Origin of the sequence: Streptomyces sp. NPDC047841, from assembly GCF_040704085.1 — a bacterium.
Classification (GTDB): Bacteria; Actinomycetota; Actinomycetes; order Streptomycetales; family Streptomycetaceae; genus Streptomyces; species Streptomyces argyrophylli.
The window spans coordinates 36,434-62,756 of sequence record NZ_JBEYRP010000023.1; the positions used below are offsets into that span (position 1 = coordinate 36,434).

23 protein-coding genes and 1 pseudogene are annotated in these 26,323 nt (G+C 71.5%); 11 read left to right on the forward strand and 13 right to left on the reverse strand.

What is annotated here, in order from left to right; all coding sequences use genetic code 11:
* Positions 1 to 229 precede the first annotated feature (229 nt).
* The 5 genes and pseudogenes from AB0947_RS32295 to AB0947_RS32315 all read left to right on the forward strand — a co-directional run.
* Positions 230 to 1,081, forward strand: a pseudogene (locus AB0947_RS32295) (prephenate dehydrogenase); the annotation flags it as partial.
* A gap of 29 nt (positions 1,082 to 1,110) precedes the next feature.
* Positions 1,111 to 1,380 (forward strand): isocitrate/isopropylmalate family dehydrogenase, encoded by a 270-nt coding sequence (locus AB0947_RS32300; protein WP_366753911.1) that lies wholly within the window; start codon positions 1,111 to 1,113, stop codon positions 1,378 to 1,380.
* A gap of 321 nt (positions 1,381 to 1,701) precedes the next feature.
* Positions 1,702 to 4,707 carry a BTAD domain-containing putative transcriptional regulator gene (locus AB0947_RS32305; protein ID WP_366753912.1) on the forward strand — a complete coding sequence of 1,002 codons (3,006 nt, stop codon included), beginning with the start codon at positions 1,702 to 1,704 and terminating at the stop codon, positions 4,705 to 4,707.
* A 155-nt stretch (positions 4,708 to 4,862) separates the two neighbouring features.
* On the forward strand, positions 4,863 to 5,048 hold the full coding sequence (locus AB0947_RS32310; RefSeq protein WP_366753913.1) for a hypothetical protein: 186 nt from the start codon (positions 4,863 to 4,865) through the stop codon (positions 5,046 to 5,048).
* 224 nt (positions 5,049 to 5,272) lie between these two features.
* Positions 5,273 to 5,428 (forward strand): hypothetical protein, encoded by a 156-nt coding sequence (locus tag AB0947_RS32315; protein ID WP_366753914.1) that lies wholly within the window; start codon positions 5,273 to 5,275, stop codon positions 5,426 to 5,428.
* Between the two features lie 63 nt (positions 5,429 to 5,491).
* On the opposite strand, the gene AB0947_RS32320 is transcribed toward AB0947_RS32315, so the two are convergent.
* The 11 genes from AB0947_RS32320 to AB0947_RS32370 form a co-directional block, all read right to left on the reverse strand.
* On the reverse strand, positions 5,492 to 6,841 hold the full coding sequence (locus tag AB0947_RS32320; RefSeq protein ID WP_366753915.1) for a helix-turn-helix domain-containing protein: 1,350 nt from the start codon (positions 6,839 to 6,841) through the stop codon (positions 5,492 to 5,494).
* Between the two features lie 125 nt (positions 6,842 to 6,966).
* Complete coding sequence (locus AB0947_RS32325) at positions 6,967 to 8,007, reverse strand: aminoglycoside phosphotransferase family protein (RefSeq protein WP_366753916.1); 1,041 nt, start codon at positions 8,005 to 8,007, stop codon at positions 6,967 to 6,969.
* Positions 8,004 to 8,576, reverse strand: coding sequence for a hypothetical protein (locus AB0947_RS32330; RefSeq protein WP_366753917.1), 573 nt, complete (start codon positions 8,574 to 8,576; stop codon positions 8,004 to 8,006). Before AB0947_RS32330 ends, AB0947_RS32325 begins: the two co-directional genes overlap by 4 nt.
* 49 nt (positions 8,577 to 8,625) lie before the next feature.
* Positions 8,626 to 9,582 carry a hypothetical protein gene (locus AB0947_RS32335; protein ID WP_366753918.1) on the reverse strand — a complete coding sequence of 319 codons (957 nt, stop codon included), beginning with the start codon at positions 9,580 to 9,582 and terminating at the stop codon, positions 8,626 to 8,628.
* Between the two features lie 86 nt (positions 9,583 to 9,668).
* Positions 9,669 to 10,859: a hypothetical protein gene (locus AB0947_RS32340; protein ID WP_366753919.1), complete on the reverse strand. Its 1,191-nt coding sequence runs from the start codon at positions 10,857 to 10,859 to the stop codon at positions 9,669 to 9,671.
* A gap of 94 nt (positions 10,860 to 10,953) precedes the next feature.
* Positions 10,954 to 11,742, reverse strand: a complete 789-nt coding sequence (locus tag AB0947_RS32345; protein ID WP_366753920.1) for an SDR family oxidoreductase — start codon at positions 11,740 to 11,742, stop codon at positions 10,954 to 10,956.
* Positions 11,739 to 12,752 carry a hypothetical protein gene (locus AB0947_RS32350; protein ID WP_366753921.1) on the reverse strand — a complete coding sequence of 338 codons (1,014 nt, stop codon included), beginning with the start codon at positions 12,750 to 12,752 and terminating at the stop codon, positions 11,739 to 11,741. Before AB0947_RS32350 ends, AB0947_RS32345 begins: the two co-directional genes overlap by 4 nt.
* Positions 12,746 to 13,936 carry a methionine adenosyltransferase gene (locus AB0947_RS32355; protein WP_366753922.1) on the reverse strand — a complete coding sequence of 397 codons (1,191 nt, stop codon included), beginning with the start codon at positions 13,934 to 13,936 and terminating at the stop codon, positions 12,746 to 12,748. The genes AB0947_RS32350 and AB0947_RS32355 overlap by 7 nt, the downstream gene beginning before the upstream one ends.
* Before the next feature lie 107 nt (positions 13,937 to 14,043).
* Complete coding sequence (locus tag AB0947_RS32360; RefSeq protein WP_366753923.1) at positions 14,044 to 14,298, reverse strand: acyl carrier protein; 255 nt, start codon at positions 14,296 to 14,298, stop codon at positions 14,044 to 14,046.
* 2 nt (positions 14,299 to 14,300) lie between these two features.
* A complete protein-coding gene (locus AB0947_RS32365) occupies positions 14,301 to 15,389 on the reverse strand; it encodes an inositol-3-phosphate synthase (RefSeq protein WP_366753924.1) in 1,089 nt (362 codons plus the stop codon).
* A 147-nt stretch (positions 15,390 to 15,536) separates the two neighbouring features.
* Entirely contained in the window at positions 15,537 to 16,343 is an 807-nt protein-coding gene (locus AB0947_RS32370; RefSeq protein ID WP_366753925.1) for a histidinol-phosphatase, read from the reverse strand.
* Between the two features lie 311 nt (positions 16,344 to 16,654).
* Here AB0947_RS32370 and AB0947_RS32375 point away from each other — a divergent pair, with 311 nt between their 5' ends.
* The 3 genes from AB0947_RS32375 (at position 16,655) to AB0947_RS32385 (ending at position 20,623) form a co-directional block, all read left to right on the forward strand.
* Complete coding sequence (locus AB0947_RS32375) at positions 16,655 to 16,777, forward strand: hypothetical protein (protein ID WP_366753926.1); 123 nt, start codon at positions 16,655 to 16,657, stop codon at positions 16,775 to 16,777.
* Between the two features lie 112 nt (positions 16,778 to 16,889).
* On the forward strand, positions 16,890 to 18,212 hold the full coding sequence (locus AB0947_RS32380) for a condensation domain-containing protein (protein ID WP_366753927.1): 1,323 nt from the start codon (positions 16,890 to 16,892) through the stop codon (positions 18,210 to 18,212).
* The gene (locus AB0947_RS32385; protein WP_366753928.1) at positions 18,212 to 20,623 is read left to right on the forward strand and encodes a peptidase domain-containing ABC transporter; all 2,412 of its coding nucleotides are present in this window, start codon (positions 18,212 to 18,214) and stop codon (positions 20,621 to 20,623) included. The genes AB0947_RS32380 and AB0947_RS32385 overlap by 1 nt, the downstream gene beginning before the upstream one ends.
* Before the next feature lie 23 nt (positions 20,624 to 20,646).
* On the opposite strand, the gene AB0947_RS32390 is transcribed toward AB0947_RS32385, so the two are convergent.
* Complete coding sequence (locus tag AB0947_RS32390) at positions 20,647 to 21,147, reverse strand: NUDIX domain-containing protein (protein ID WP_366753929.1); 501 nt, start codon at positions 21,145 to 21,147, stop codon at positions 20,647 to 20,649.
* Positions 21,148 to 21,195: 48 nt separating this feature from the next.
* Entirely contained in the window at positions 21,196 to 22,101 is a 906-nt protein-coding gene (locus tag AB0947_RS32395; protein WP_366753930.1) for an HAD hydrolase family protein, read from the reverse strand.
* Positions 22,102 to 22,271: 170 nt separating this feature from the next.
* Here AB0947_RS32395 and AB0947_RS32400 point away from each other — a divergent pair, with 170 nt between their 5' ends.
* From AB0947_RS32400 to AB0947_RS32410, 3 genes are read left to right on the forward strand one after another with little or no spacing between them, the layout of a single operon-like run.
* Entirely contained in the window at positions 22,272 to 23,768 is a 1,497-nt protein-coding gene (locus AB0947_RS32400) for a class I adenylate-forming enzyme family protein (RefSeq protein ID WP_366753931.1), read from the forward strand.
* On the forward strand, positions 23,765 to 25,057 hold the full coding sequence (locus AB0947_RS32405) for a type III PLP-dependent enzyme (RefSeq protein ID WP_366753932.1): 1,293 nt from the start codon (positions 23,765 to 23,767) through the stop codon (positions 25,055 to 25,057). Before AB0947_RS32400 ends, AB0947_RS32405 begins: the two co-directional genes overlap by 4 nt.
* A gap of 3 nt (positions 25,058 to 25,060) precedes the next feature.
* Positions 25,061 to 26,293: an acyl-CoA dehydrogenase family protein gene (locus AB0947_RS32410; RefSeq protein ID WP_366753933.1), complete on the forward strand. Its 1,233-nt coding sequence runs from the start codon at positions 25,061 to 25,063 to the stop codon at positions 26,291 to 26,293.
* The last annotated feature ends 30 nt before the right edge of the window (positions 26,294 to 26,323 follow it).

The following is a 26,323-nucleotide window of genomic DNA, read 5'->3' on the forward strand; positions in this document are numbered from 1 at the left end:
ACTCCCGCGCCCCGCGACGGCGCACCCGCGGGCGAGCGGCACCGCCCGTCACCCCGCCGCCTCCGGAAAGACCGGGTGTCGTGTCCCCCACTGGTCCCACCCGTTGCCACGTTTCCCCTAGGAGTCACACGTGTCGGCCACACAGATCGAGGCTGCGGTCCGGGCGTCCGCCGGACCGCTCGCGGCGAACCGCGGCGCGGCGGACCCACGGCCGCACACGGTGCTCGGGCTGCGCTCGGCCCTCGTCGTCGGAACGGGACTGATCGGCACATCGGTCGCGCTGGCCCTGGTGACCAGCGGGGTGCGGGTCCACCTGGCCGACGCCGTCCCGGACGCCGCCCGCACCGCCGCGTCACTGGGTGCCGGAACGGTGGATCCGCCCGAGGACGCCGTGGATCTCGCGATCATCGCGGTCCCGCCGGCCGCGGTCGGCACCGTACTGGAAGACTGCCAGCGGCGTGGTGTCGCGACCCACTACCTGGACGTGGCCAGTGTCAAGGCACAGCCGGGCGCCGACGTCTCGGCCCTCGGCTGCGACACCACCCGCTACATCGGAAGCCACCCGATGGCCGGCCGCGAGGTCTCGGGTCCGCTCGCGGCCCGGGCGGACCTCTTCCACGGACGCCCCTGGGTGCTCACCCCGTGTGCGGACACCCGCACCGAGACGCTGAACGCCGGACTGGCGCTGCTCGCGGTGTGCGGCGCGGTCCCGGTGGTGATGGACGCCACCGCTCACGACCAGGCGATGGCCCTGGTGTCCCACGCCCCCCACCTGCTGTCCTCGTTGCTCGCGGCACGGCTGACGGCCGCCGGGGAGAGCACGCTGCGGCTGTCGGGCCAGGGGATGCGGGACCTGACCCGGATCGCTGCCGGGAACCCGGCACTGTGGGCGGACATCCTCAGCGCCAACGCGAAGGACGTCGCGGACGTCCTCGACGAACTCGCCGTCGACCTGGAGCAGGTGGTCCGTGCACTGCGCTCGCTCCACACAGGCGACGAGACCGAACGCCGCACCGCGTACCGGGCCCTGACCGACGCCCTGCGGCGCGGCCGGTCCGGAAGGGCGCGCATCGCCGGACGGCCCGACCCCGTGTCCACACCTGACCAGAAGTGAGAAGGCTGCGCGAAGCCGTCGGCAGTATCCGGTTCGCCCGCTCCCTGGGGCTCACCGACGTGTCGCTCGGCACCGGCGGGGCCGATCCGGTCGCGGCGATCCCGTCCGCCGCGCTGATGGCCGACCATCTGGGCCACCGCAGCGGGGCGGCGGCGGTACGCCGCGCCGTCGCCACCACGGTGGCGCACCGCAGGTGCACACCCGACCTGGGCGGCGCCCTCGCCACGCGCCAGGGCGGCGAGGCGATCCGGGCGGCACTCGGCTGAGCCGGGGCAGGCGGGCCGCCGCCCCCCGCAGCCCTCGCGACATGCCCTGACAGCTGGTCAACCAGTGGTCCGGTCCTGCTCATCCGCGGGTGACCGGCGGGCCGACGGCCCCGGTCTCCCACGGGAGAGAATGCCGGAATTCGGGCGAGCCGGGTGTGCTGCGGGCGGTAGCCGAGTGTGCCGAGGTGTTCACATGGCGCTCAGGGCGGACCCTCGACATTTTCCAGTCCTACACTCATCACCGACCGAGGCTCGGTGATGGGTGGGGATCGATCGGAGAGGGCCGTGGCGACAGTACATCTCGATACACGGGGACCCGCGGTGGGGTTCACATTCCGGGTCCTGGGCGAGCTCAGGGTGTTCAACGGCCGCGCTGTCGTCCCGATCACCGCGGGCCGTCAGGAAGTCGTCATCGCCGCGCTCCTGCTGGAGAGCGGCAGGCTGCTCAGCAGCGACCATCTCGTCCGGCTCCTGTGGGGGGAGGAGCCGCCCGACACGGCGCGTACGCAGATCCAGATATGTGTGTCACGTCTGCGCAAGGCACTCGCGGGAGCCGGCATCGACGCGGCCATCGTGACCCGCCCGCCGGGTTATGTGCTGCAGATCGGTGACACCGCGCTGGATCTGCACACCTTCAGGAACGAGGTGGCCGAGGCGCGGACACTGGTCGGCGAGGGCAGAGACGCCGACGCGGCGGACCGGCTGCGCGCGGCCGTCGGCATGTGGCAGGGCCCGTGCCTGAACGGCATCCCGAGCGAGGCCCTGATGCGGGTCGCGCAGCGGATCGACGAGGAGCGGCTCGCGGCCACCGAGACGTTCATCGACCTGGAACTGGGCCTCGGCCGCCACCATCAGCTCACCGCCGAGGTGGGGCGGCTGGTGGACGACAACCCCCTGCGGGAACGCTTCCGCGGGCAGTTGATGCTGGCGCTGTACCGGTCGGGACGCCAGGCGGAGGCACTGGAGGTGTACCGGCGCGGCCGTCTTCTGCTCCAGGAGGAACTCGGTCTTGAACCAGGCCAGGACCTGCGCCGCCTCGAGCAGGCCATCCTGACCGACGAGCCCTCCCTGCGGTTGCCGGCGAGCGCCGGGACCGCCTCCGCACCTCCCGCGCCCCCTCGGCCCGACGATGTGGCCGGCCCCGCCGAGACGTCGTCGACGGGCGCGACACCGAGGCAACTGCCGGTCGACACGGCGGACTTCGTGGGCCACGACGCCCTGACGGCCGAGGCCGAGAGCGTCCTGACGGACGCGTCACGGCGCCGGGCGCTGGGCATCGTCGTGGTGTCGGGCCGTCCCGGCGTCGGAAAGAGCACATTCGCCAACAGGATCGCGCACCGGCTCTCCGAGACGCACTACCCCGACGGCCAGTTGTTCTGCCGGCTGCGCGGCGGACGCGCCGATCCGGTCAGTTCCCGGGAGGTTCTGGGCCGTTTCCTGCGCGCGCTGGGCCTGCCGGGTCCGGCGATCCCCGACTCCCTGGAGGAGCGGGCGGAGGTCTACCGCAGCCTGCTGGCGACCAGACGGGTCCTCGTGGTCCTGGACGACGCCGCGAGCGAGGAGCAGGTCCTGCCCCTGCTGCCGGGCGGCGGTTCCTGCGGTGTGCTCGTCACCAGCAGGGCCCGGCTCACCGCGCTGCCCGGCGCTCACCGCGTCCCGCTGGACATCCTGGAGCAGCGGCAGTCGCTGGAACTGCTGGAGAACGTCATCGGCCGGGGACGCGTACGCGGCGAACCGGAGGCGGCCGAGGCACTCGTCCGCGCCGTGGGCGGACTTCCCCTCGCCCTGCGCATCGTGGCGGCCCGCCTGGCGGCCCGGCCGCACTGGTCGCTGGCGTCGATGGTGCAGCGCCTCGCGGACGAGCGCCGTCGGCTCGACGAACTCGCCCACGGCGAGATGACCGTCCGAGCCAGCCTGTCCCTCACCTACGACGGGCTCACGCAGAAGGACCAGAAACTCCTGCGTCTGCTGAGTCTGGCCAAGGGGTCGACCTTCCCCAGTTGGATGGGTGGTGCGCTCCTGGACGATCCCTGCCCCTTCCCTTCCGATCTCATGGAGCAGCTGGTCGACGTCCAGATGCTCGATGTGGCCGGGGTCGAGTCCGCCGGCGAGCTGCGCTACGGCTTCCATGACATCGTCCGGCTGTTCGCGCGGGACCGGCTGGACGCCGAGTCGGACGAGACGGAAAGGCGGTCCGCACTCCGTCGTATGGGCGGCGCCTGGCTCTCCCTGGTGACGCGGGCCCATCGTGGTTACTTCGGGCATGACGCCCTCGCTGGATCGGCACCGCGCTGGAACGTGCCGGAGAGCCATGCCCTGGCCCTCCTCGCCGAGCCGATGGACTGGATCGAGAGCGAGCGGGAGAACCTCAGCCTGGTCGTGGAAGACCTGGCGCAGCAGGGCGAGGACGAGTACGCGTGGGAGATCGCCGTCAACCTCGCCCCGTTCTACGAGGCACGGGGTTACCTGGACCACTGGGCCCGGACGCACCGCAAGGCGCTGACCGCGGTCCGCCGGGCGGGCAACGCCCGGGGCCAGGCCGCGCTGTTGTTCTCTCTCGGCGTCCTGCACATCAATCGTCGGCAACTACTTGAGGCACGCAGGTCGTTGACGTCCGCCCTGGAGATCTTCGAGGCACAGGCGGACAGCACGGGAAGAGGTATGTGCCGCCGGAACATCGGCCTGATCGAGAAGCTGGTGGGCCGTGACGAAGAGGCGATGCAGTACTTCGAGCAGGCCTGCCAGGATTTCGACGCGACCGGGCAGACGTGGCGCCGCGCGTCCGTGCTCGTGCTCAAAGCGGGCATCCTGCTCCAGCGGGACGATCTGGAGCAGGCGGAGGCCGATCTGCGGGAGGTGCTGGCGATCTGGACCGAGACCGTGTCCAAAACCGGTCGTGCCCGCGCGCTGTGGCAGATGGGACACCTGCATCTGCGGCGCGGGAAGGTCGCCGACGCCCTGCGGGTCTTCGAGGACGTCCTGCGCATCGTCACCGACGACGGCGACGTGATCGGGGAGGGGCATCTCCTGCACGACCTCGGGCGGGTCCACGTGCGCATGGACCAGCCGGCGGAGGCGTCGTCGTTCTTCGAGAGGGCCATCACCGTCCGGGAACACATACTGGACCAGCCCGGCGCGGCCTCGGTGCGCGTGGATCTGGCCGACCTGTTGCTGCGGGACGGCCGGACCGCACAGGCGGAGGATCTGCTGGGGCATGCCGTCGACGTGCTGCGCACTGCCGGACTGGCCGCGGAGAGCGAGCGGGCCGAGCGACTGCTGGCACGCACGGTCGTCGGCGCTGGGATGGAACCGGCGGCAGGCCACTGAGGGGACGGCTCCGGCGACCGGCATCCCCGGCGTCGGAGAGCCGCGCGCTGCGCTATCGAGGGGGGATAGCAGCGTCAAAGGGAGTTGATTAGAGCGACTTCTAGTTTCTTTCCCAGAAGCCCGGCAGGGACAACGGAAAGAGAAAGGAAGCCATCATGACCAGCGTCGTCGCGCTTGTCGCCAAGAAGGTTCTGAAGGCCGCCACCCTCGGTACCCTCGTGCTCACCGCCCTCTTCGGCGCGGTCGCCGCCGAGACGGGTTCCCACCCGCAGCACACCGTCACCGTGCGGGCCGACGGGCCCGGCACCGGCGGAACGGACGACCCCATCGGCTGGGGCTGATCCCCGCCCGTCGAAGTCCCGTCGAGCCCCGGCCGACGACGGCCACCCGGACGTGCCTCCCGCGGCGTCGACCGGGTGCGGCGCCACCGCCGGCTGGGCAATGAGCGCCTCGACGCGCGCACCGGTACCGGACACGACCGGACACACCGCACGCGAGGTCACACTGTCGCGGATCCCGGCCCGGACGAGACGCTCACGGATCTTCCAGCACGTAGGAGAGACTCATGATTCGCATGGTGACGACTGCTTTTCTGGTCGCGACGATGGCCCTGGCCGGGGTGTCGGCGACGCTGGACGCGGCTCTGCTGCAAGGCGTCCAGAGGTCGGTGTCCACCGAGCTGCCTCTGACGAGCGGTCCCGACCTGCCTCTGTGCTGCTGAACCATGGCCGGCGCCGGGGCGGGAACCAGGCCCTTCGGCCGAGGACCGCTCCCGCTGCCCGCGTCACGGCTTCTTGGCCGGACGCTCCAGGACCGGTGCGAGCGGGCTGCGGTAGCCCAGCAGGCGCATGCTCTGGCGGTAAGCCCACAGCGCACGTTCGCTCTCCCCGCTGGCTTCCAGGATGTCGGCCAGCTCCGACCAGGCGAACGCCGCCTGGCGGCCGGCCTCCGAGGCCTCCAGCAGGAGAGCGCCGCGCTCGCACTCGGACTGGGCCGCCTCGCGATCGCCTCGCCTCAGGTGAGCCGCTCCCAGCACCAGATGCACCCGGGCGCTCTCCAGGCGGTGTTCGGGCCCGAGGACCGCCAGTGCGCGCGTCGCATGGGAGACGGCGCTGTCGGTGTTGTCCAGCATCACCTCGGCCCGCGCCAGCGCGGTCTCGGCGTAGGCGATGTCGATGTTGCTCCCGAGCGAGGTCAGCACGCTGATGCTCTGCTCCAGCAGCGACTTGGCGGTCTCCGTCGTGGGATCGTCGGGGCCGGACTGGAGGAGCACCGTGGCATAGGCGTTGCGGATGCGGGCCAGCGCACGCTCGTCGTCGCCCTCGGAGTAGATCGCCACGGCCTTGGTGATCAGGGCCAGCGCCTCGGCGGACCGCCCCTGCCGGTGCAGCACCACACTGGCGTTCCAGTACGCGGCGCCCAGCGCCTTGCGGTCGCTGATCAGCTCCGCCTGGTCGATCACCCGGGAGGCGAGGTAGGAGGCCCGGTGCAGGTCGCCCCGCTCGGTGTAGACGCCGATCAGGGTGGAGAGCAGTTCTATGAAGGCGGACGTGGGCGGCAGACCCAGCGCCTCCACCTCGGCGATGGTGCTCTCGGCCGTCTCGATGGCGTGCGAGAGGTCTCCGAGTTCGCGGTAGCAGCGGCAGAGCGACATCACCAGCGTCAGCCGCTGGTCGAGCAGGAGCTCCCGGGCGGCGGACCGGGTCCGCAGCTCCTCCAGGCGGGTCACGGCTTCCTCGAGCCGGCCGAGATGCTCCAGACACCGGGCGGCCCCCAGCGCCGCCTGGGACCACTGCACCCAGCGGTCGGTGGGGGAGAGCCGCTGCCGCAGTTGCTCGAACGCCTTCAGGGCCTCGGCGGCGTCGCCGTTGCGCAACGCCAGTTCCGCGTAGTGGAGTTCCACCTCGAGGGGGCTGGTGTCGGGCAGGGCGGGGGTCCCGCGGAGGTATTCCACCGTGGAGCCGAGCCGTTCGGCGATCTGCTGGAGCACTTCGTCGGAGGGGATGCGCTTGCCCGCTTCCAGCAGCGAGATGTAGCTGGTCGACAGCATGGGCTGTGCGAGGGCTTCCTGTGACAAGCCCGCTGCGCGCCGGAGACGGCGGATACGGGAGCCCATCGACTCGGGCTGCGACACGCGGTCCTCCTTCTGTCGGATGTGCCTGGGGCACATTGTCGCTCATGAGAGAGCCGCGGGAAGCACCCTTGTGTACTCGACGGTGTGCTCGACCTTTCGCGCGGTGACGAGAATTGCCAGGGTAGTCAATTTGTTGTGACTGGGGTGTCGCAAATAGTGTGATCCGGGGTCGGCCACGAGGGTTCCGGACGGCTGGCGGATTCGTCCGCCAGCGCCGCGGCCGTCTCGGTGAGAAGGGCCAGGTTCCGCTCGAACCGCGACCAGAACCGGGACACCCAGTCCAGGTACCAGGAGACGAGGTGCGCGTCGCGCCGGCCGAGCAGTGCCACGTGGTGCTGCCGGGGGAGGAACCAGAGTGCCCCGAGCCTCGCCAGGTGGCCGACCGCGGGGTACGGCGTCCGCAGCCGGCGGTGGAGGTGCTCCAGGAAGCTCCGGACCGCCACGGGATCGAGCACGAAATCACCGCGACCGCGGCGGCACGAGAGCCACAGGGCCTTGGCGGCGTCCGCCGGCCGCCGGGAGAAGCCCGCCTCGTCCCAGTCGATCACGGTCAGGCGCCGTGAGCCGCCGAGAACGAGGTTCCGTCCGTGCAGATCACCGTGGTACACGAACACCGTGCCGGGGCGTGTCAGCAGACGGGCGCTGGCGCACAGTTCGGCAAGGTGGTCCTCGGCCGCCCGGGCGGGCACGGCCGGGCGGCCCTTCAGCAACCGTGCCGTCCCGCGCTGTTCGTTCTCCCGGTCGTCGAGCCAGGGTGACGCGTAGTCCCCTGTGAGGTCGTCCATGACGGTCAGCTCCTTCGCGCGAAGGGCCAAGTCCGCCAGCACGTCCGTCAACGGGCCGATGTGCCGGCGGACACCGGTCGGCGGCGCTCCCGGCGCGAACGGGCGTATCACCACCAGCCTGGGGTGTGCGGCGGTGTGCAGCCCTATGTCGATGACCCGGGGGTACCAGGCGGTTCCCCCCAGGGCCGCGTCCACACGCAGGATGCGCCGGAGCTCCAGGTCCGACGACCGGTCCGCGCAGTGGACCTTCACCGAGAAGAGCCGGCCCCGGAGACCGACGCGGTAGGAGGAATTGACACCTCTGCCGTCCAGTCTTTCCGCCAGCCCGTCCTCGATGGCCGCCATGGCCCGCGGGATGTCGATCGGCGGCGAGCCGGTCACGAGCGTCGCCCCTTCGGGGCGTTCATGCCGTCGAGCCAGTCCGTCACCCTGTCGACCAGCCGTGTCACCGGCTCCGAGCTGCGCAGGGTGAGAACCGGGCACGAGAGCCCCGCGAGCCACTTCTCGTCCCTGTCCCTGCGGCGGTTCACGAGCGCACTGCCGTCGTACTCCTGGGCCCAGCGCAGAAAGGCCCGGTGGGCCGCCTCGTTGTCACCGCCGGGTGCGATCGTGTCGCCGTACCTGACGACTTCGCGGCGCCTCAGCCGGTCCATGCGGGTGTCGGCGTCGAGGGAGAGGAAGACGACACCGTCGGCCCGGCCGGCGATGCCGTCCCCCCACCCCCTGAGAGAGCCCGAGAGGACCCAGGAGTCGCGCGGTACGAACACCGCTTCCATCAGCCTGATCCGTTCGGCGATGGACCGTTTGTGCGTGTACGGCGGAGAGGTCGGCAGCCACAGGTAGTCATCGACGTCCGCGTGGGGTACGGCCAGCAGGGACGCCAGGGCGCGGCCCAGCGTGGTGGTCCCGGTACCGCTCGCCCCCGTGATGATGAGACGCTGGTGCTGCATCGGTCTCCACACGTCCTTTTCTGAGTCCCGTCGGGAAGAATCGTTCACGTCAGTCGGAGGGGAAATGCTCGGCCAGACGGCCTGCGAGATGGTCGACCTCTTTCCGGACGTCACGGAACGCGTAACGGAATGCGAAGGTCGGCAGGTTCTGCAAAGCGCTGCGTGTGCGCTGCGAGCGGTCGGGGTCGGGTTCGTGGCCGAAGATGTTGAGGTGCTTGTTCGGAAGCCTGAGAACGCGTTTGTCCAGCAGGGCCGCGCGCTGTGAGCCCGTCACCGGCACCATGCCGGCCTCCGAGGGGCTGTCGGCGAGACTGAGGTGCACGATCGCCTCGACCTTGGTGGCCGACCCGATCCGTGTGTTCATGAGGTCCGCGTACTCCCAGGGGTACAGGAGAGCCGTGCCGTGCGGTTCGACGCCGGATTCGCGCAGGCTCAGCAGCGTCTGGTTGGCCGGATGCGTCAGCGAGGACCGGATCGTGTCCGCCCGGCCCCGACCGAAGAGCAGGTCGAGGGTGTCCAGGCGTACCGAGATGGACCGGGGCCATCCGGTGCCGGTGACGCCGTCCCCGTCACGGTCCGCCGTCAGGCTCACGTCGTCGTTGCACACCATGGTGCCGGAGCCGTTCAGCACGCTGGCCATGATGAAAGAGGTCTTGCCGGCCCGGCTGCCGCCGAGGAGGGCCACCCCCCTGCCGTTCAGCTCGACCAGTCCCGCGTGGAGGAACAGGACACCTTGACGGTTCGCGGCCGAGCGGTGGATCGCGCGCGTGGCGCGCAGGAGGGACTGCGTGACCCACGAGTCGCCTTCCGGCGCGACGTGGAAGAGGGCCCGGTGATGGTGGTCGACCATGTACTCGACGGTCGACTCGCCCTGTGCCGTGACCGACTCCGCGACGCAGCCCGCGGGGGGCGTCGCGCCCGCGATCACCTCCCAGGTGCCCGGAGCCGGCGCGCCGGGTTCGACGGTCAGATAGGGCGCCGCGAGTCGCCGTACGCTCTCCGCCACCGCCGGTGTGCACGTGAGGCCGGTCGTTGCGAAGGGTGAACGCACCGTGTGTGTGCGTGTCCTGGCGTCCGTGTCCATCGTGCTGCTCACACCTCCGCGTCTGCGAACGGACGGGTGTACGCGTCGGCGGCCGGGCGTTCCCCGACCAGGGCGCGGAAGTCCTCCGCCAGCCTTGCGACGTCGGCGGGGCCGCCCACGGTCGCGCGCAGCACGGGGAGCCGGGCGATGTGCTCCAGGAAGCCGGTGACCGAGGGCGGTTCGACGCGCTGCTCCACAGCCACCCGCAGCCAGTTCTCGCCGAACAGGTTGTCGTCGAGGGAGAAGCAGTTCCTCGTCACGACCTCGGCGGTGTGGTCCGGCGCCGAGGGTTCGAGCGAGTATTCCGCCTGGAGATCGACCCGGGGGAGGATGACGCCGGCGAGCGGCATGCTCGGAACGACGCGCACACCCAGGTGCTCCCTGACCTCGCGGGAGCTGAGCTTGAGTTTGTCCTCGCCCTGGAACTGGTCCCAGTCCGATCCCGGCTTCGGAAGACCCGCCCGCACCGGCCAGCTCTCGAACCCGGTGACACCCATGACGTCGAGCGACCCCTTGTTGACGGCGAGCGGCAGGGGACAGGCGGTCACCCGGTAGCCGCCGTCCCGCCGGTCGAGGTGCATCCGGTCGTTGCCCATCCAGCCGGCCGACGGGAGCAGCCTGGCGAGGGCGATCGCCGTCGTGGACTTTCCGGCTCCGGAGTCGCCGATCACCAGATAGGCGCCGTCCTCGTACGCGAACGCCGAGGAGTGCAGGATCAGCGCCCCCTCGGCCTTGGCGATCCGGGTGGCGATGTCGCGGATGACGCGGGTGAGCCACCGGTCGCCCAGGGTGGAGGCGGGACGCACGATGGTGATGCGGTCCTCGGTACGGATCAGCGCCGCCCGTTCGTCGGAGTGCACGTCCTGGAGGACGAACACCGAGTGGCCTTCGCCGTCGTACCGGGGGAGCCGGTAGCCGCGGGTCAGCTCGTACTCGCCCGCAGCGGTCGTCGCGGCCGTCCGCTCCAGCAGGCCGTCGATGCCGTCCGCGTCGTGGACGGAATCGACGATGGTCAGGCCGGGCCGGTCCACCTCGGCTGTCTCGACGACGTCGAGCATGCCCCACGGGCAGAAGGTCTCCGTCACCAGGCCGTCGGCCTCGACCGAGTCCGTCACCACCTTGAGCGTATGGTCCCGGACCTTCAGGTAGCGGACGGCCTTGCCCTCGCCGGCGTCGGCCGCGATTCTCTCTACGTTCATCACATCTCCACAGGTGTGCGTCCCAGTTGCCGGAACACGGTGCGTCGGCGGGGTGCGGGTCCGCGAGCCGCGTTCCGTGCCTGAAGCCGGTCGCTCAGACCGCCAGATATCCGCCGTCGACCGCGAGGTCGGTCCCCGTGATGAAGCTCGCCTCCGCGGACAGGAGGAAGGCGATGGGTGCCGCGACCTCGGCCGGGTCCGCGAAACGCCCGAGCAGGAACTTGCCCCCGTGCTCGGGAGCCGCCTCGGCCGCCGCCCGGTCGAGTCCGAGCGCCTCGCGGTGGTAGCGCTCGTTGTTCGCGTTCCACACGGTCCCCGGACTCACGGAGTTGACCCTGACCCCCCGGGGAGCCAGCTCCTGCGCCAGGCACCGGGTGAGCCCCAGGACGGCCGCCTTGCTGCTGTTGTAGGTCAGATACCCCTCCTGCGCTATGTGTGCGGAGATCGACGCCATGTTCACGATGGCGGCGTCCGCGTCGCGTTCGGGCAGGCCGGCGACGAACGACCGGGTGACCAGGGAGAGGCCGACGATCGTGGGATCGAGCACCGCGCGCCAGTCGGCCGCGGTCGCCTCCAGCCCCTTGAAGACGAAGCCGGCGGCGAGGTTCACCAGGAGGGTCGGTGGTGACCAGTGGGCCGGCACGCCCGCGAAAGCCGTCCTCACCGCCGCGGCATCCGTCACGTCGCCGACCGCCAGCCGCACGGTGTGGCCCTGCTGCCGCAGGCCGTCCACCAGGGTCCGGCCGTGAGCGGGGTCCTTGTCGAGGATCACGACACGGCAGCCCTCGGCACACAGGCGTTCGACGACCGCGGCGCCGATGCCCTGCGCTCCTCCGGTCACCACCGCTGTACGGCCGGCGAGTCCGGCCAGACGACCGCTCATGACCGGGAGTTCCTTCCCTCGGCAGCCCACCGGCGCAGCAGGCCGGCGGCTTCCCCGCGGGAGAGGTTCTCGGTGGCGCCGTGCGGGGACACCGTTTCCCCGTCCTCGGTGACGAGGTTGTGATCGGACAGCAACCCGGTGAGGAAGTCCTTCTGCACGCCGCTCCCGGTCAGCGACCGTCCGAACGGGGTGTCCTCGATGCCCTGTCCGTCCGCCGCGCCGAAGTAGCGCCACGCCTGGAACATGCCCTCCAGGTGTCCGGCGGACAGGTGGACACCGTTGCGGCCCTCCGAAAGGGAGAGCCCGTGCCGCTGCCGGGCGAACGCGCCCAGCGCGCCCCGCAGGGAACCCGGAGCGGCCTCGGCGGGATGCAGCGCGCCCAGGAGCCCGGAGCGCAGTGCGGCGATCTCCTCGCGGCTGTGGCACTCGAGAATGCCCACGAAGGTCGAAGAGGCCAGGTAACCCGTGTACAGCGCGGGCAGGAAACCGTTCAGCACGACGAGCCGGCGCCGGTCCGTCTCGATGACCGAGGCGTACGAGCCGGAGCCGAGTTTGTGGACTCCCGCCACGCGGCAGCGGTCCTCCAGTACGGCCGGAGTCAGGTCCGGGTCGAACGTCATCGCCTCGAACGCGCTCAGGACGCCGTCCGCCGCCACCGACGAGGCGAGGGCGCGAAGTGCCCGGCGCGCGCCGGAGCACAGGGCGCGCTCCCCGTCGGTGGCGACCCGGTGCAGACGGGGATAGTGCAGAAACAGGTGACCGCGCCGGCCGAAGTCCTTCGCCGGCATCACCGCGCAGCGCAGGATGGCCGTCTCCGCCTCGCCGAGCACCCGCGCGGTCTCCGCCATCGCGTCGGCCACGTCGTCGGCCGCCAGCACCTCGGGTTTGACCAGTGTCACGAAGTGGGTGCCGCCGTCCGGCGCCGGCGCCGTCAGGGGGCCGGTGTCACGGCGCGAACCGGTGCGGCGCGCCTCAGCGGCGAGGGCCCGCACCCGCTGCCCGCTCACCACAGGGTGACGCCCTTCTCGATCAGCTCGGCCGTCAGGTCGTCCGTGCCCGCGACCGCGGACTCCACCAGGGCCTTCACCGCGGCCTCGTCGGCGTCGGCGGCCGTCACCACGACTTCGTCCGGACGCTCCAGCGGGGCCTCCTTCGAGGTGAAGATGTGCACCTGGGTCGGGCCGCCGAACTTCTCGTGCACCTGCTGGGCCAGCCGCATGGCCATCACGTTGTAGATCTTGCCCGTGTGGTCCAGCGGGTTCTTGCCCGCGGGTGCCTCGATGCTCATCGGACGCATCGGGGTGATGAGGCCGTTGACCCGGTTGCCGCGACCGACCACACCCACGTCACCGGTGTCCGCCACGGAGCCGAGCGCCGTGAGATAGGGACGGCCGTTGCGGTCGGTGGCGTTCATCAGCATCCGGAAGTCGGCGATGCCCGACTCGCGCACGAACGTCTCCAGCTCGGTCTGGATCGCCGCCTTGCGCGCCCAGTACCGGTCCATCGAGTCGATGTGAGCGGCGAGGAACGGCATGTTGACCACCAGGCTGAAGGTGTCCTGCCTGCGGCTGCCGAACACCTTCACGTCCCACCCGGTGTCGGGGTGGCGCCGCTTGAACTCCGGGCCGTTGACGAGGTTCTCCAGTCCCAGGACCGCGCTCTCGAGACGGGACAGCGGGGCGTAGCCGTGCAGCAGGTTGGTGTCGTTGGAGACCAGTCCGCCCGACCGGAGCGGTACCAGGTCCTCGGGGCCGGCGGGCTGGTAGCGCGAGCGGCCGCGCCCCGAGCCCTGGTGGTCCACCACGCCGAGCTCGACCACCAGATGACGCGTGGCGTCGAACCCCGTCGTGACCTCCCGCAGCACGTCGGCGGCGGCACGGAACATCAGGTCCCGGACGGGGATCTCGGCGGTGCCGACCCGGAAGGCCGCTTTGCCGAAGACCTTCACCCGGTACGGCGAGGTGAGTTCGCCCCGTCCGTAGTCGATGTCCGCCCCGCCGCCGTACAGCGTCACCTTGTCGAACCAGTGGTGGGCCACTCCGCCGAACTCCTGGAGGCAGTACAGGGAGTAGTAGCGGGACATGCGTTCCGCGATGGCGTCACACATGGTGTCCGGGTGGCCTACGCCCTTGCGTTCCACCAGTTCGTAGGGCAGGTCCTCGACGGACCGTACGTCGCGTTCGATCGACAGCATGGGCTCTCTCCCTGTGATGACCAGAAGTGGGTGTGCGGAAACGTCGAAGGCGCGGCCCCCGGACGTGTACGGGATCGGTGCGCCGGGCGGCGGGGCGGACCGGACGGTCAGCTCGGAACGGTCCGGCCGAGCTTCGCCTCGATGAGGCCGACGATGGTCTCGACCTTGGAGAAGTGCTCGAAGGAGAGCTCGTCGTCGCCGAAGGTGATGTCGAACCTGTCCTCCAGGTTGAGGGTCAGTTCGACGCCGGCGAGGGAGTCCAGCCCGTGGTCGGCGAGCAGGTCACCGTCCGAGAACGCCGTCGTGCCGATCAGCTCGGTGACGCACTCGCGGACGGCCTCGATGATCTGGACCCGGTCCATGGTCAGGCCACCTCCTGCCGGGCGGAGGCGAGGAGCGGGCGGGCCTCCCGGTGTCCGTGCCACTCCGGTGCCGAGGCCGCGGCGGCGGCGCGGCTGACGAAGCCCTGGAAGGCGCTGAGCCCCTCCGACTCGGGCAGGCCGACCCGGGGGCTCTTGAACAGGAAGGCGCAGACCGGGTCGATCACGCCGGTGAGGCCCTGGTCGGCGGCGGACTTGGCCACCCGGACCGCGTTGGCGATCACGGCGGCGGCGTTGGGGCTGTCCTCGACCTCCAGCCGGACCTCCATGGCCACGGGTGCGTCCAGGATGGACTCGGCCTCGATGCGCAGGAAGCACACCTTCCGGTCACCGAGGTACTTCACGTAGCCGTTGGGCCCCGCGGCCACCTCGCTGGCGTCGATGCCGGCGCTGGTCAGCGCCCTGCGCTTCGAGGCCTGCTTGCTGGCCGAGCGCGCCGGGTCGGAGAGGTTGAGGAAGTCGGTGTTGCCGCCGACGTTGAGCTGGTAGGTGTCCTTCACCCGCAGACCCCGGCTCATCAGCAGCTCCAGGAGCGCGGTGTGCAGGGTCGTCGCGCCCAGGTGACTGCGCAGGTCGTCGCCGAGCAGCGGCACCCCGCGCTCGGCGAAGAGCGCGGACAGCTCCGGGTTGTTGGCGACCAGTTCGGGCGTGGCGTTGACGAACGCCACGCCCGCCGCGGCGCAGGCGCGGGCATAGGTGTGTACCGCCTCTGTGGCGCCGGTCGGCAGGAAGCACACCAGAACGTCGGCGCGTGCGCCGCGCAGTGCGGCGGTGACGTCCTCCGCGGTGACGTCCGCGCAGTCGGGGTGGACGCTGACCGTCTCGGCCAGCCGTCCGGCGATGCCGTCGAGTGCCGGACCCGCCTGCACGACGACACCGAGGGGCGGCACCTCCAGGTGGTGGACGGCGGCCGTGGGCGCCTGGCGCAGGGCGTCCGCCAGATCCCGGCCCACCTTGTTGGCGTCGGCCTCGAAGGCCTGGACGAACGTGACGTCGGCCAGTGCGTAGCCGCCGATCCGCTCGTGCATGACGCCCGGCAGGGGGGTGCCGGCGGAGCGGTGGGCCAGCGTCACGGCCTGTACGAAACTCGATGCGCACGATCCCGCGCCCGCCAGGGCGACTCGGATGGACTGGTTCACCACTTCACGTACCTCGATTCGATGCGTTTCGGGCCGCGGCCGGGAAGGGGCCGGCCGCGGACAAGAGGGATCCGGCGGTCCTCACAGGGGGACCCGCCTGGGCTTGCGCCGTTCGAAGACCCACCACTCCCGGTAGCCCAGACTCCTCAGGTGTGCCCGGACCTTCTCGTGGTCCTCGCCGACCCGGGCGGGTGTGTGTGCGTCGGACCCGAACGTGAGCCGGATGCCGTGGTGGCGGGCCCGGTCGAGCAGGTCCTCGTCCGGATACCAGCCGCCGCACAGCTTGGTGTTTCCGGACGTGTTCACTTCCACCACGACGTCGGACTCGGCGATCGCCCGCAGCATCCGCTCCACGGCAGGGGTTTTTATCGCGCCGAGTTCGGGACAGTTGCCACGGAGGGCGTCGATATGACCGAGGATATCGAAAAGCCCCGAGCGGGCGGATGCGGCCACCAGATCGCAGTACCGCTCTTTTTCTTGGAGCAGGAATTCCTCGGAGGTGTCGCGCCAGCGGTCCGGATGAAAGATGTCCAGCTCGCCGAGGACGTGAACCGAGCCGATCACATAGTCGAGGTCGGTGTTCGCGTACACCGAACCGTAGACGCCGGTGTGCTCGGGGAAGAAGTCGGATTCGACACCGATCAGGATCTCGATCCGGTCCCGGTACTCCTCGCGGAGGGCCGCCGCCTCGGCCAGGTAGCGCCGGAACTCCGACTTCGCCATGGCCACCCACGGTCTGTGGTGGTCCTCGGGTTCGCCGAAGAAGGGGGAGTGGTCGGAGAATCCGATGGTCTCCAGGCCGGCTGCGAGCGCTGCCTCGACGTAGTCGCGCAACGAGCCGTCGGCGTGACCGCAGCGGTTGTGGTGCGTGTGCAGGTCGAAGGCCATCGCGGGTCACGTCCCCGCACACGCGCCGGCGGTGGTCGCCGGCGCCCGGCTGTTTCCACTCATGGTTACGTCTCCGTTCCTGCCGCCGCGGGATCCGACGGCCTCGCACGCGGACGTCCCAGACGCCCGAACGCCTTGGCCCAGAGGGAAGTCGCTCCCGGCCGACCATGATTCTGCACTCCGGGTGAAGGCGCGTCCAGTGGGTTGACAAAGTTTCTTGACTCTCCCAGTCTATAAACGTGTCACAAACGCCGTGGCGAGCTGTCACGGTGCTGAGTGCACAGTCACACCCATCTCTGAGAGGAGTAATCATGATCACGAACAACGAGGTCACCTTCGAGGTCCTGGACATCGCGGAGCTCGACGACAGCGCGCTCGACGGCATCGTCGGCGGCTCGAGCTCGGGCGTTCTCGTTCCGTCCGCCTGCATCTGACGCCCTGCGTCGGCATGCGGTGCCCGGGCGGGGGCTGACACCCCGTCCGGGCACCGCCCGTCCGCCGGGACCCCGCGCCCGCAGGCGTCCTCGCACGGAGATGGAAGACACGATGGGACACGACACGACCGAGAAGGCACACGTCCTCTCGTACGGGCAGGAGCAGCAGTACTGGCGGGAACGCAGGGGCGAGCGGACGTCGCTCTCGCTGCCGGTCTCCTGCCGGATCGACGGCCCGTTGGACGTGACGGCGTTCGCCACCGCCCTGCACGCGATGACACTCCGTCATGACGCCCTGCGCCTGCGCATCGTGGAGGACGCCGACGGGCACCCCGCACAACTGCTGCGCGAACCGCCCCCGATGACCGGTCTGCTCACCCTCACACAGGTGAACGCCCGGTCCGAGGACCAGTTCGCCGCGTTCGTGGCCAAGCTGCGCCAGGCCGACCTGCTCACCCCGTGGAACCTGGCCGAGCAATGGCCCTTCCGCTTCCGCCTGCTGCGCTGCTCACCCGAACTGCACGTCTTCCTGGCGGACCTCCCGAGGCTCACCACCGACGGCCGGGCCCGCTCGGTCTTCGTGCGTGACCTGTGGGACCACTACGCCCGCGCGGTGGAAGCGGGCGGCAGACTCCCCGCCGTCCGCTCCGCCGGCGATCTGCTGGGCGCCGTCCGACGCCAGCGCGACAGGTTCGACGGACGCTCCTCGACAGTCAACAGGGCCTACTGGGAGAAGAAGTTCGGCGCCATCGCCGAGGCCGCACCGGGCGGACCGCCCGACGCGACCGGGGCGGAGGCGCCGCAACCCGCACTGACCCGGTACTTCTCGCTGAGCGGGCCCACGCTCGACGTCCTACGCGACCACTGCCGGCGGGCCGGCGCGTCCATGTTCCAGTGGCTGCTCGCCTGCTTCGCGGCGGAGGTGTTCCGCCGCTCGCCCAGGACGTCCATCGATCTGACCCTGCCGATGGACACCCGGGGCACCGACGAGGCGGATCTCATGGGCAAGTGGGCGATCTCGCTGCCGCTGCGCATCCCGCGTTGCGAGGATCCCGGACGGGTCCTGCACGGATTGAAGGCGGAGATCCTCCAGACGATGCGGCACCGCCACATCACGGAGGCCGACCTGGTGGCGGCCGGGCGCCCTCGCCCCGCCGGCCGTCCCCGCCACGCGGTCAACGCCCGGTCCGGCGACAACGCCGCGCCAGAGGTCACCTCGCTGCCCGGCGGCGTCGTCGTCACCGACCACGCCTTCGCGCCACGGATCGACTACGGCTCCGACGGACTGGACCTCGCCGTCGGCGACTTCCCCCGGCGCACGGGCGTCAGCGTCCGCTTCGACCCCCGTGACCACACGGCGGCCGACGCGGACGCGTTCACCGAGGCACTGCACCGCCAGGCGTGTCAGCCAGTGGTCACTGAAGGGAACTTGTGATGACCCCCACGGAATCCCGGCCCCCCGGCGGCTCCGCGACCGACACCGCCGCCGTGCCGCAGGCCACGGCGGCAGCCGAGACCTCCGCCTCGGACGCCGGACAGCGCCGCCCCTCACGCGGGGCGACCGCACCGCGGTTCAGGCGGCAGGCGATGGCGGCTCGCGGCGCCGGCACCGAATACGGGGCGCCGGTGACGACCAGGCAGTGGTTCCTCACCCGCACCGGCGACCGCGCCGCGGACCGCCGGCCACGCACTCCCGTCCGCGACCGCCTCGCCGGGTCGCGCGGGCGAAGGGTGCCGGTTCGGCTGCAGGCCCAGACCAGCGACTGCGGCGCGGCCGTGCTGTCCATGGTCTTCGCCCTGCACGGCCTAGAGGTCCCGATGACCGAGCTGCGCCGTGCCACCGCCACGGGACGGGACGGTGTCACGGCCCGCAGGCTCCTGGACGTCGCCCGCAGCCACGGCTTCCAGAGCCGCGGCGTGCAGGTGCGCCTGGAAGCACTGCGCGAACTGCCCCGCGGCAGCATCCTGTTCTGGAACTTCAACCACTTCGTCGTACTGGAACGGGTGACCGGGGACACCGTCTACCTGGTCGACCCCGCGCACGGACGCCGCCGGATGACCCTGTCGGCGGTCGGCGACGCCTTCACCGGCGTGGCCCTGCTCGTCCGGCCCGGACTGTCCACACCGGTACCGGCCGGACGTACGGGAGCGCGGACGGACAGCCCGTGGCAGTACCTCCGCCTCTTCCTGCCGCGCAGCCCCCGCTGGCTGCCGTTCACCGTCTCCTCGCTCCTGCTCCTGCTGTTCAACCTGGCCACCCCGCTGGCCGTCCAGAACGTCGTCGACCGGGTGACACCAGGCCGGCACCTCCACGGAGCCGCCCTCCTCTGGCTGGGGCTGGTGGTACTCGCCGGGTCCTTCTTCGTTCTGCAGTTCGTGCGGTCCATGTCCTTCCTCGCGATCCAGACAGTGGTGGACGAGACCGTCACACTCGGCATCCTCGACCGGCTGTTCGCGCTGCCCTACGAGTTCTTCACCAGCCGCAGCTCCGGCGACCTGCTGCAACGTGTCCGGACGAGCTCCGCCGTCCGCCAGGTGCTCTCGGTGTCCGCCTTCATCAGCGTCTTCGACGGCGTCCTGATCCTCGTCTACATGGTTCTGCTCCTGCTGGCCGACCCGCTGCTGGCCTCCCTGGTCATGGCGATGGCCGTGCTGCAGGTGCTGCTCCTCGTGGGGTCCTGGCGCAGCCAGGAGTACGCCAGCGCGGACGCCCTGGAGAGCAGGTCACGGGCCGAGGCGGAACTCTTCGAGATCCTCGACGGCATGCCGACACTGAAGTCGGCCGGTGTCGAGGGACCGGCGGGGCAACGCTGGAGCCACTCGCTCGCCGGGGAGCTCAACACCCGTTTCCGCAGCCGGCGGTTGCTCGCGCTGACCACCTCCCTGAGCGCCGCGCTCCAGACGGCCGCGCCCCTGGTGATCCTCGCCGCGGGATCGCTCCGCATCGCCGCCGGAGCGCTCTCCCCGGGCAAGGTGCTCGCCTTCAGCGTGCTGGCCATGGGCCTGCTGGTACCGCTGGCCAATCTGGTCCAGGTGGGACTCCAGGTCTCCGGCCTCGGGGCCTCGCTGTCGAGGCTCGGCGACATCATGCAGTCGCCCGCGGAACGGCGGGGCTCCGACGCGGTCCTCGACGTGGCCGGCGCGCTGGAGCTGGAGGAGGTGTCCTTCGCCTACCAGAGCGGACACACGGTGCTGCGGGACGTCTCCCTCAAGGTCCCGTGCGGCAGCTTCACGACGGTGCTGGGCGCCTCCGGGTCGGGCAAGTCCTCCTGCGCGCTCCTGCTGGCCGGACTGCACCGGCCGACCGCCGGCCGGGTGCTGGTGGACGGGCAGGACCTCGCGTCCGCCGACGCCACGTCGTACCGGCGGACCATCGCCTTCGTGACGCAGGACGCCAGGCTGTTCTCCGGCACGATCCGCGAGAACATCTCCTGGGGTGGCACACGTGTCTCGGAGGCCGACATCGAGGAGGCGGCCCGCCTCGCGGGCATCCACGCGGACGTCGCGGCGCTGCCGATGGGGTACGACACGCTGCTCGGGTCCGGGGGCACGGGCCTGTCGGGCGGTCAGCGACAGCGGATCGTGCTGGCCCGGGCGCTGGTGCGCAAGCCGCGGCTGCTCATCCTCGACGAGGCGACCAGTGCGCTCGACCCGGTCCTGGAGGCGCAGATCTTCGACCGGCTCAGGGCTCTCGGCTGCACACTCGTGGTGGTCGCGCACCGGCTCACCGCCGTCGAGGAAGCCGACCAGATCATCGTGCTGGACCGGGGCGAGGTCGCCCAGACCGGCCGCCACGAGGAGCTCGTCGGCGTTCCGGGACCGTACCGGGAGCTGGTGGGGCGATGAGGACGCCGACAGACGTGTTCCGCTCAGGTGTCCAGCTCGATCGGCCGCTCGGGCGGACCGGAGGCCAGCAGCTCCGCCAGCCGGGGCCCGAGGTCGCCGGGGACCAGCCGGTCGGCGGTCAGCGCCAGTTCGGCCTGCGTCCACCAGCGGTGGCCGACGACCGAGTCGAGCTCGTCCCGGGTGAAGCCGCTCGTGTCGACGTCGAAGGCGTCGACCCGGGCGAGGAAGAAGCGCTCATGGCAGTCGTAGGTCCGTCCACCCCAGGAGGCCACGGCCCGTCGTCGCCAGACCTCGGGTCCGAGCGCGACGTCCGCGAGTCCCGTCTCCTCCCTGATCTCCCGCACCGCGGCCTGCTCGAAGGTCTCGCCCGCCTCACACCCCCCGCCCGCGGGGTACCAGAAGGTGTGCCCGTCGCCGTCGTCGCGGCCGGCGAACAGCAGCAGACGGTCCGCCTCGTCCAGCAGGAGCACCCGGGCGGCCAGGCGCCTTTCCGGGCGGGATGCGGGGGCTTCGTCCTGCGGCACGGAGCTTTCCTCTCGATCGGGCTGCGGTCGACTGACCGCCGTAGGGGATCAGCGGTCGCCACCGGCCGGACGTCCGCGCACATGAGCCCCGAAACAGGGCTCTCCGGCTCCGCCGCCCGCCACGCTTCCCGCCTGGTGCGTCGCCCGGCGCACCAGGGCCGGCTCGAACGTGGCCAGGAAGGTTTCGATCGGCTCGGTGAGGCGGATGTCGCTGTGCCGGACGGCCACCTCGTCCGCACCGGCCACGGCGACCCCCAGAGCGGCCGATCCGAGAAGGCAGCCGTCGTTGTGGGCGTCACCGAAGGCGACGACCGTGTCGAGGCCGGACCGCCCCCAGTAACGCGACAGGTACTCGGCGAGCCCGGAGGCCTTGCACGTGCCTTCGGGGCGGATGACGGCGGCACCGAAGGCACCGATCCGGTCGATCTCGTGCGGTACGCCGGTCAGCAACACGTCGAGGTCGGGGCATGTGTCGAACACGGTCACACCTGTGAGTGTGCCGGCGGCGCGGTCCAGTCCGGGCTCCACGACGACCTCCGAGCGCGGCAGGGCGTAACCGCGCGTGTACTGCAACGCCGCTCGTCGGGAGGTGGCGACCAGTGCGCCGTCGACCTCGGCGACCAGGTTGCTCAGACCTGCCTCGGCCAACCGGCCGAACGCCGCCGCGGGAAGGCTGCGCAGCGTGGTCAGCGCGCCCGTGGCACGGTTCAGCACCACATTGCCGTCACTCAGCAGGACACGGTCCTCCAGCGCACCCAGGTGTGCGCCGTCCGGATCGACGTGCCGGAACGAGCCGGCCGTGCGGCCTGTCACGAGCAGGGGAACGACGCCCTGACGGCGCAGACCGAGGAACCGCCGGGTCAGGTCGGGCCGGAACGTCCCGTCCACGGCGAGCAGAGTGCCGTCGAGGTCGAACGCCGCGAAACGCAGGGCGGACCCGGAACGGACGGACACGTTCGGCACGGAACTCCTGCGGTGGGCGGGGATCTGCTCCGGTCTGCGGATGCGAGCGGAGTCACTATACGGCACTCGTATGACGGACCGGCCGGCGGCGAAGCGCCCTCGGCGGCACCCGTGCCGCCCCGGATCCGGCCGGTGCCGACGCCGGAGAGGACGGACGCGGCATGACCGACGTCTGCACCGAAGTCCCGACCGTGGCCGACCTGTTGGACCGGGCGGCCGGGCGCCACGGACCCCGGCCGGCGGTCCGGGACGGCTCCGGCACCTGGACGTGGGCGGAGTTGTCCCGGGCCGCGCACACGGCGGCCGGGCACCTGAGGGCACGGGGTGTGGTCCCGGGTGAGCGGGTGCTGTCCGTGCTGCCGCCGGGCAGGGCGTTCGTGGCCCTGCTGTTCGGGGCGGCACGCGTCGGAGCCTCGCTGGTGCCGGCCGGGGCGGCCGTCAGCTCCTACGAACTCTCCTGGCTGCTCACGGACAGCGCGCCCGTGCTGATGGTCGCGCCGGACACGTATGACCGGACGGCACAGGCCCCCGTGCCCGTTCTGCCCGAGACCGAGTTGCTCGGCCCCTTGCCACCGGCGGCGGCACCCGGGACGGACGGCACCGGGCCCGCACCGGATGACGAGGCGCTCCTGCTGTACACCTCCGGAAGCACGGGGCGGCCCAAGGGGATCGTCTGCCCGCACCGCGCGGTCGTCTTCGCCGCCCGGGCGGTGGCCGAGCGGCTGGACTACCGCCCGGAGGACGTCGTGTGGAACCGGCTTCCCATGTCCTTCGACTACGGGCTGTACCAGGTGTTCCTGTGTGCCCTGGCGGGCGCCCAGGTCGTGTTTCCCGAGGGGGAGATGTCGGCCGGTGAGCTGGTGGCGGTGCGGGCCGCCGGAGCGACCGTGGTGCCGCTGGTGCCGACCCTGGGCGCCCTGCTGTCCAGGGTGGCCGTCCGCGACCGGCGCCCGACGGCGGTGCGGATGTTCACCAACACCGGCGCCGCGCTGGTCGGCGCCGACGCGGAGCGGCTGCGTACGGCCTTCCCGGGGGCCTCCCTGGTCTGCATGTACGGCATGAGCGAGTGCAAGCGGATCACGATCGCCGACCCCGACGAGGACCTCGGGCATCCGGGGACGGTCGGCCGGGCCCTGCCGGGCACCAGGGTGTTCGTCGTGGACGATCACGGCCGGCCGGTCCCGCCGGGGACCGTGGGGCAGATCGTCTCCGCCGGGCCGCATGTGATGGCGGGTTACTGGCAGGCCCCGGAGGCGACCGCGCAGCGCTTCGCCGCCGCACCGGACGGTGTGGGCCGCGCCGTCTTCACCGGGGACCAGGGCCGACTCGACGAGGACGGCCGGCTCTACTTCGTCGGTCGCGACGACGACGTGTTCAAACGCCGGGGGTGGCGCATGAGTACACAGGAACTGGAGACAGCGATGCTGGATGTCCCCGGAGTGCGGCAGGCGGCCGCGGTCCGGCCGGGTCCCGACGGCCTGCTCACCGTGTGGGCGGTGACCGGCAGGACGGAACGCGAGGTGCTGCGCGGTGTCGCGGGGCGCCTCGGCCCCGCCAAGACACCCGACCGGTGCGTGGTGGTCGACGCCCTGCCGCTCACCGCGAACGGCAAGGTCGACAAGGCCGTACTGCGCGAGTCGCTGGGGACCGGCCGATGAGCACGCCCGCCGTGGACGCGGCGCCGTACGACACCCGCGCCACGGATCTCGCGGCCTTGGCCCGCCGGTTCGGCACCCCTCTCTACGTGTACGACCTGGGCGCGGTGCGCACGGCGGCGCGGGCGCTGACCGCGGACGTGCCGGCCGGGAGCCGTGTGCTCTACTCGGTGAAGGCCAATCCGCATCCACTGCTGGTCGCGGAACTCGCGGCGCAGGGGCTGGACGCGGAAGTGAGTTCCACGGGAGAGCTGGCGACCGCGCTGGCCGCCGGCCACCACCCCGGCAGGATGCTCTACACGGGGCCCGGCAAGACCGAGCAGGAGACGGCGCAGGCCCTGGCGGCAGGCGTGCGCCGGTTCTCCGTGGAATCGGTGACCGACCGGGACCGGGTCGCGAGGTGCGGTGCCGCGGCCGGCGTCGACACCGAGTACCTGGTCCGGCTGAACGGGCCGCGCGGCAGCAGCGGCGGATCACTGCGCATGACCGGCCGGCCGACGGCGTTCGGAGTGGACACCTCCGCGGCCGGTCGGCTGGCGGAGCTGTTCCGCCCCCGAGGCGGGGCCCGGCCGATCGGAACGCACACCTTCTCGGCGACCAACGTGCAACGGCCGCAAGCGCTGCTGGAGGAGTTCGAGCAGGCGCTGGAGACGGCGGCCCACGCCATGAGCGGGGCCGGATTCCAGCCCGAGGTCCTCGACCTCGGAGGCGGCTTCCCCGCTCCGTGGGGAAAGCCGGGCGCGCTTCGGCGTCATCCGGAGCTGGCCGCAGGACTCGCCACCGCCCTCGACACCCACTACCCGGACTGGCGGCGCGGCCGGCCGGAGATCCTCTTCGAGTCCGGCCGGTACCTGACCGCCACCGCCGGCACCCTGCTCACCACCGTCGTCGACGTCAAGCAGTCCGGCGGACGCACGTTCACCGTGCTGGACGCCGGGGTCAACGCCCTGGGCGGGATGACGGGGATCGGCCGGCTGCGTGCGCCCGGGATCGAGCCCTTCCCGCTCGACGCGGCCGGCAGCGAGGCCGGGCCCGGGGCGGAGCGGGCCGCAGCGACGGTCACGAGCACCGTGGTCGGCCCGCTGTGCACGCCGCTCGACGTGCTGGGCACCGCGGTCGACCTCGCGTCCCCCCGCCCCGGACAGGTCCTGGCGGTGCCGAACGTCGGAGCCTACGGACTGACGGCGAGCCTGGTGGGTTTCCTCGGCCGGCCCGCGCCGGTGGAGGTGGTCGTCGACGACGGCCGGGTCCTGTCGGCCCGAAGGCTCGAACTGCGATCCCAGGAGGTATGAACGATGACTGCGTCTCTGGTCGACGGCCCGCCGGGTGCCGGGCCCGGCGCCGGCCCCGGTGCGTCGCACCGGCCGGACGTGCCTGCCGAACTCCTCGCACTGCTGCGCCGGTACGCGGCGCAGGTGGACCGGCAGGCGCGCTTCCCGGCCGAGGGGCTGGCCGCGCTGCGGAACAACGGCTACCTCGGCTATCTGGTACCGGCCGAGTACGGCGGGATGGGCGGCGACCTCGGCGGGCTGGTGAGCGTCGCGCAGGCGCTCGCGGGTGCCTGCGTGTCCACCGCCATGATCTGGGCGATGCACTGCCAGCAGGTCGACGTCCTGGTGCGGCACGGCGGCACCAGGCTCAGGCGGCGCCTCCTGCCGCAGGTGGCCGCGGGCAAGGTCTACCTCGGGTCGGTCACCACGGAGTCCGGCAAGGGGGGCCACCTGATGTCGGCCCGTGAGCCGCTGACCGCGGGCGACCCCGCGGATCCGGCGGACGACGGGAAGCTGGTCCTGCGCCGGCACGCCCCCGTCTGCACCGGCGGCGCCCACGCCGACGGCTACCTGATCACCATGCGGGCCGACGAGGCATCGGCGGAGCACTCCGTGTCGCTGGTGTACGCGGACCGCGCCGAGCTGACCGTCCGGCCGACCGGGGTGTGGAACCCGCTGGGGATGCGGGGCACGCACAGCGGGCCGATCCACCTGTCGGGCCTGGTGGACACCGATCAGATCGTCGGCGAGCCGGGTCACTTCCGCGAGGTGGCCGTGGACAGCATGATCCCCGTGGGCCACCTGGGCTGGAGCGCCTGCTGGCTGGGCGCGGCACGGCAGGCGTTCGCCGACCTGGTACGGCACCTGGCCCGGGACGGGCGGACCGATCTCACCTCGCCGCTGGTGCGTGAGCGCATCGCCCGGATCCGCTTCGACCTGGACCTGGTCAGCGCGTGTCTGCACCGGGTCCGTGAGGAGATGGACACCGCGCGGGAAGCGGGCCGCAGGATGGACACGCCCGCGGCGCAGATCCACGTCAACACCCTGAAACTCGCCGCGTCCGAGCTGTCGTTCCGGGCAGTGGACCGGATGGTCCAGCTGGCCGGCCTCTCGCTCGGTTACAGCGGCGACTCCCCGATCCCGCTCGAACGGACCTTCCGCGACCTGCGGTCCGCCGCCCTCAACTACGCCAACGACCGCCTGTGGACCGCCAACGGGGCCCTCGCCCTGCTCGACCGGCGGGTGACGCTGCTGTGAGGCCCGCCGCGCAGACACCCGACGACAGCC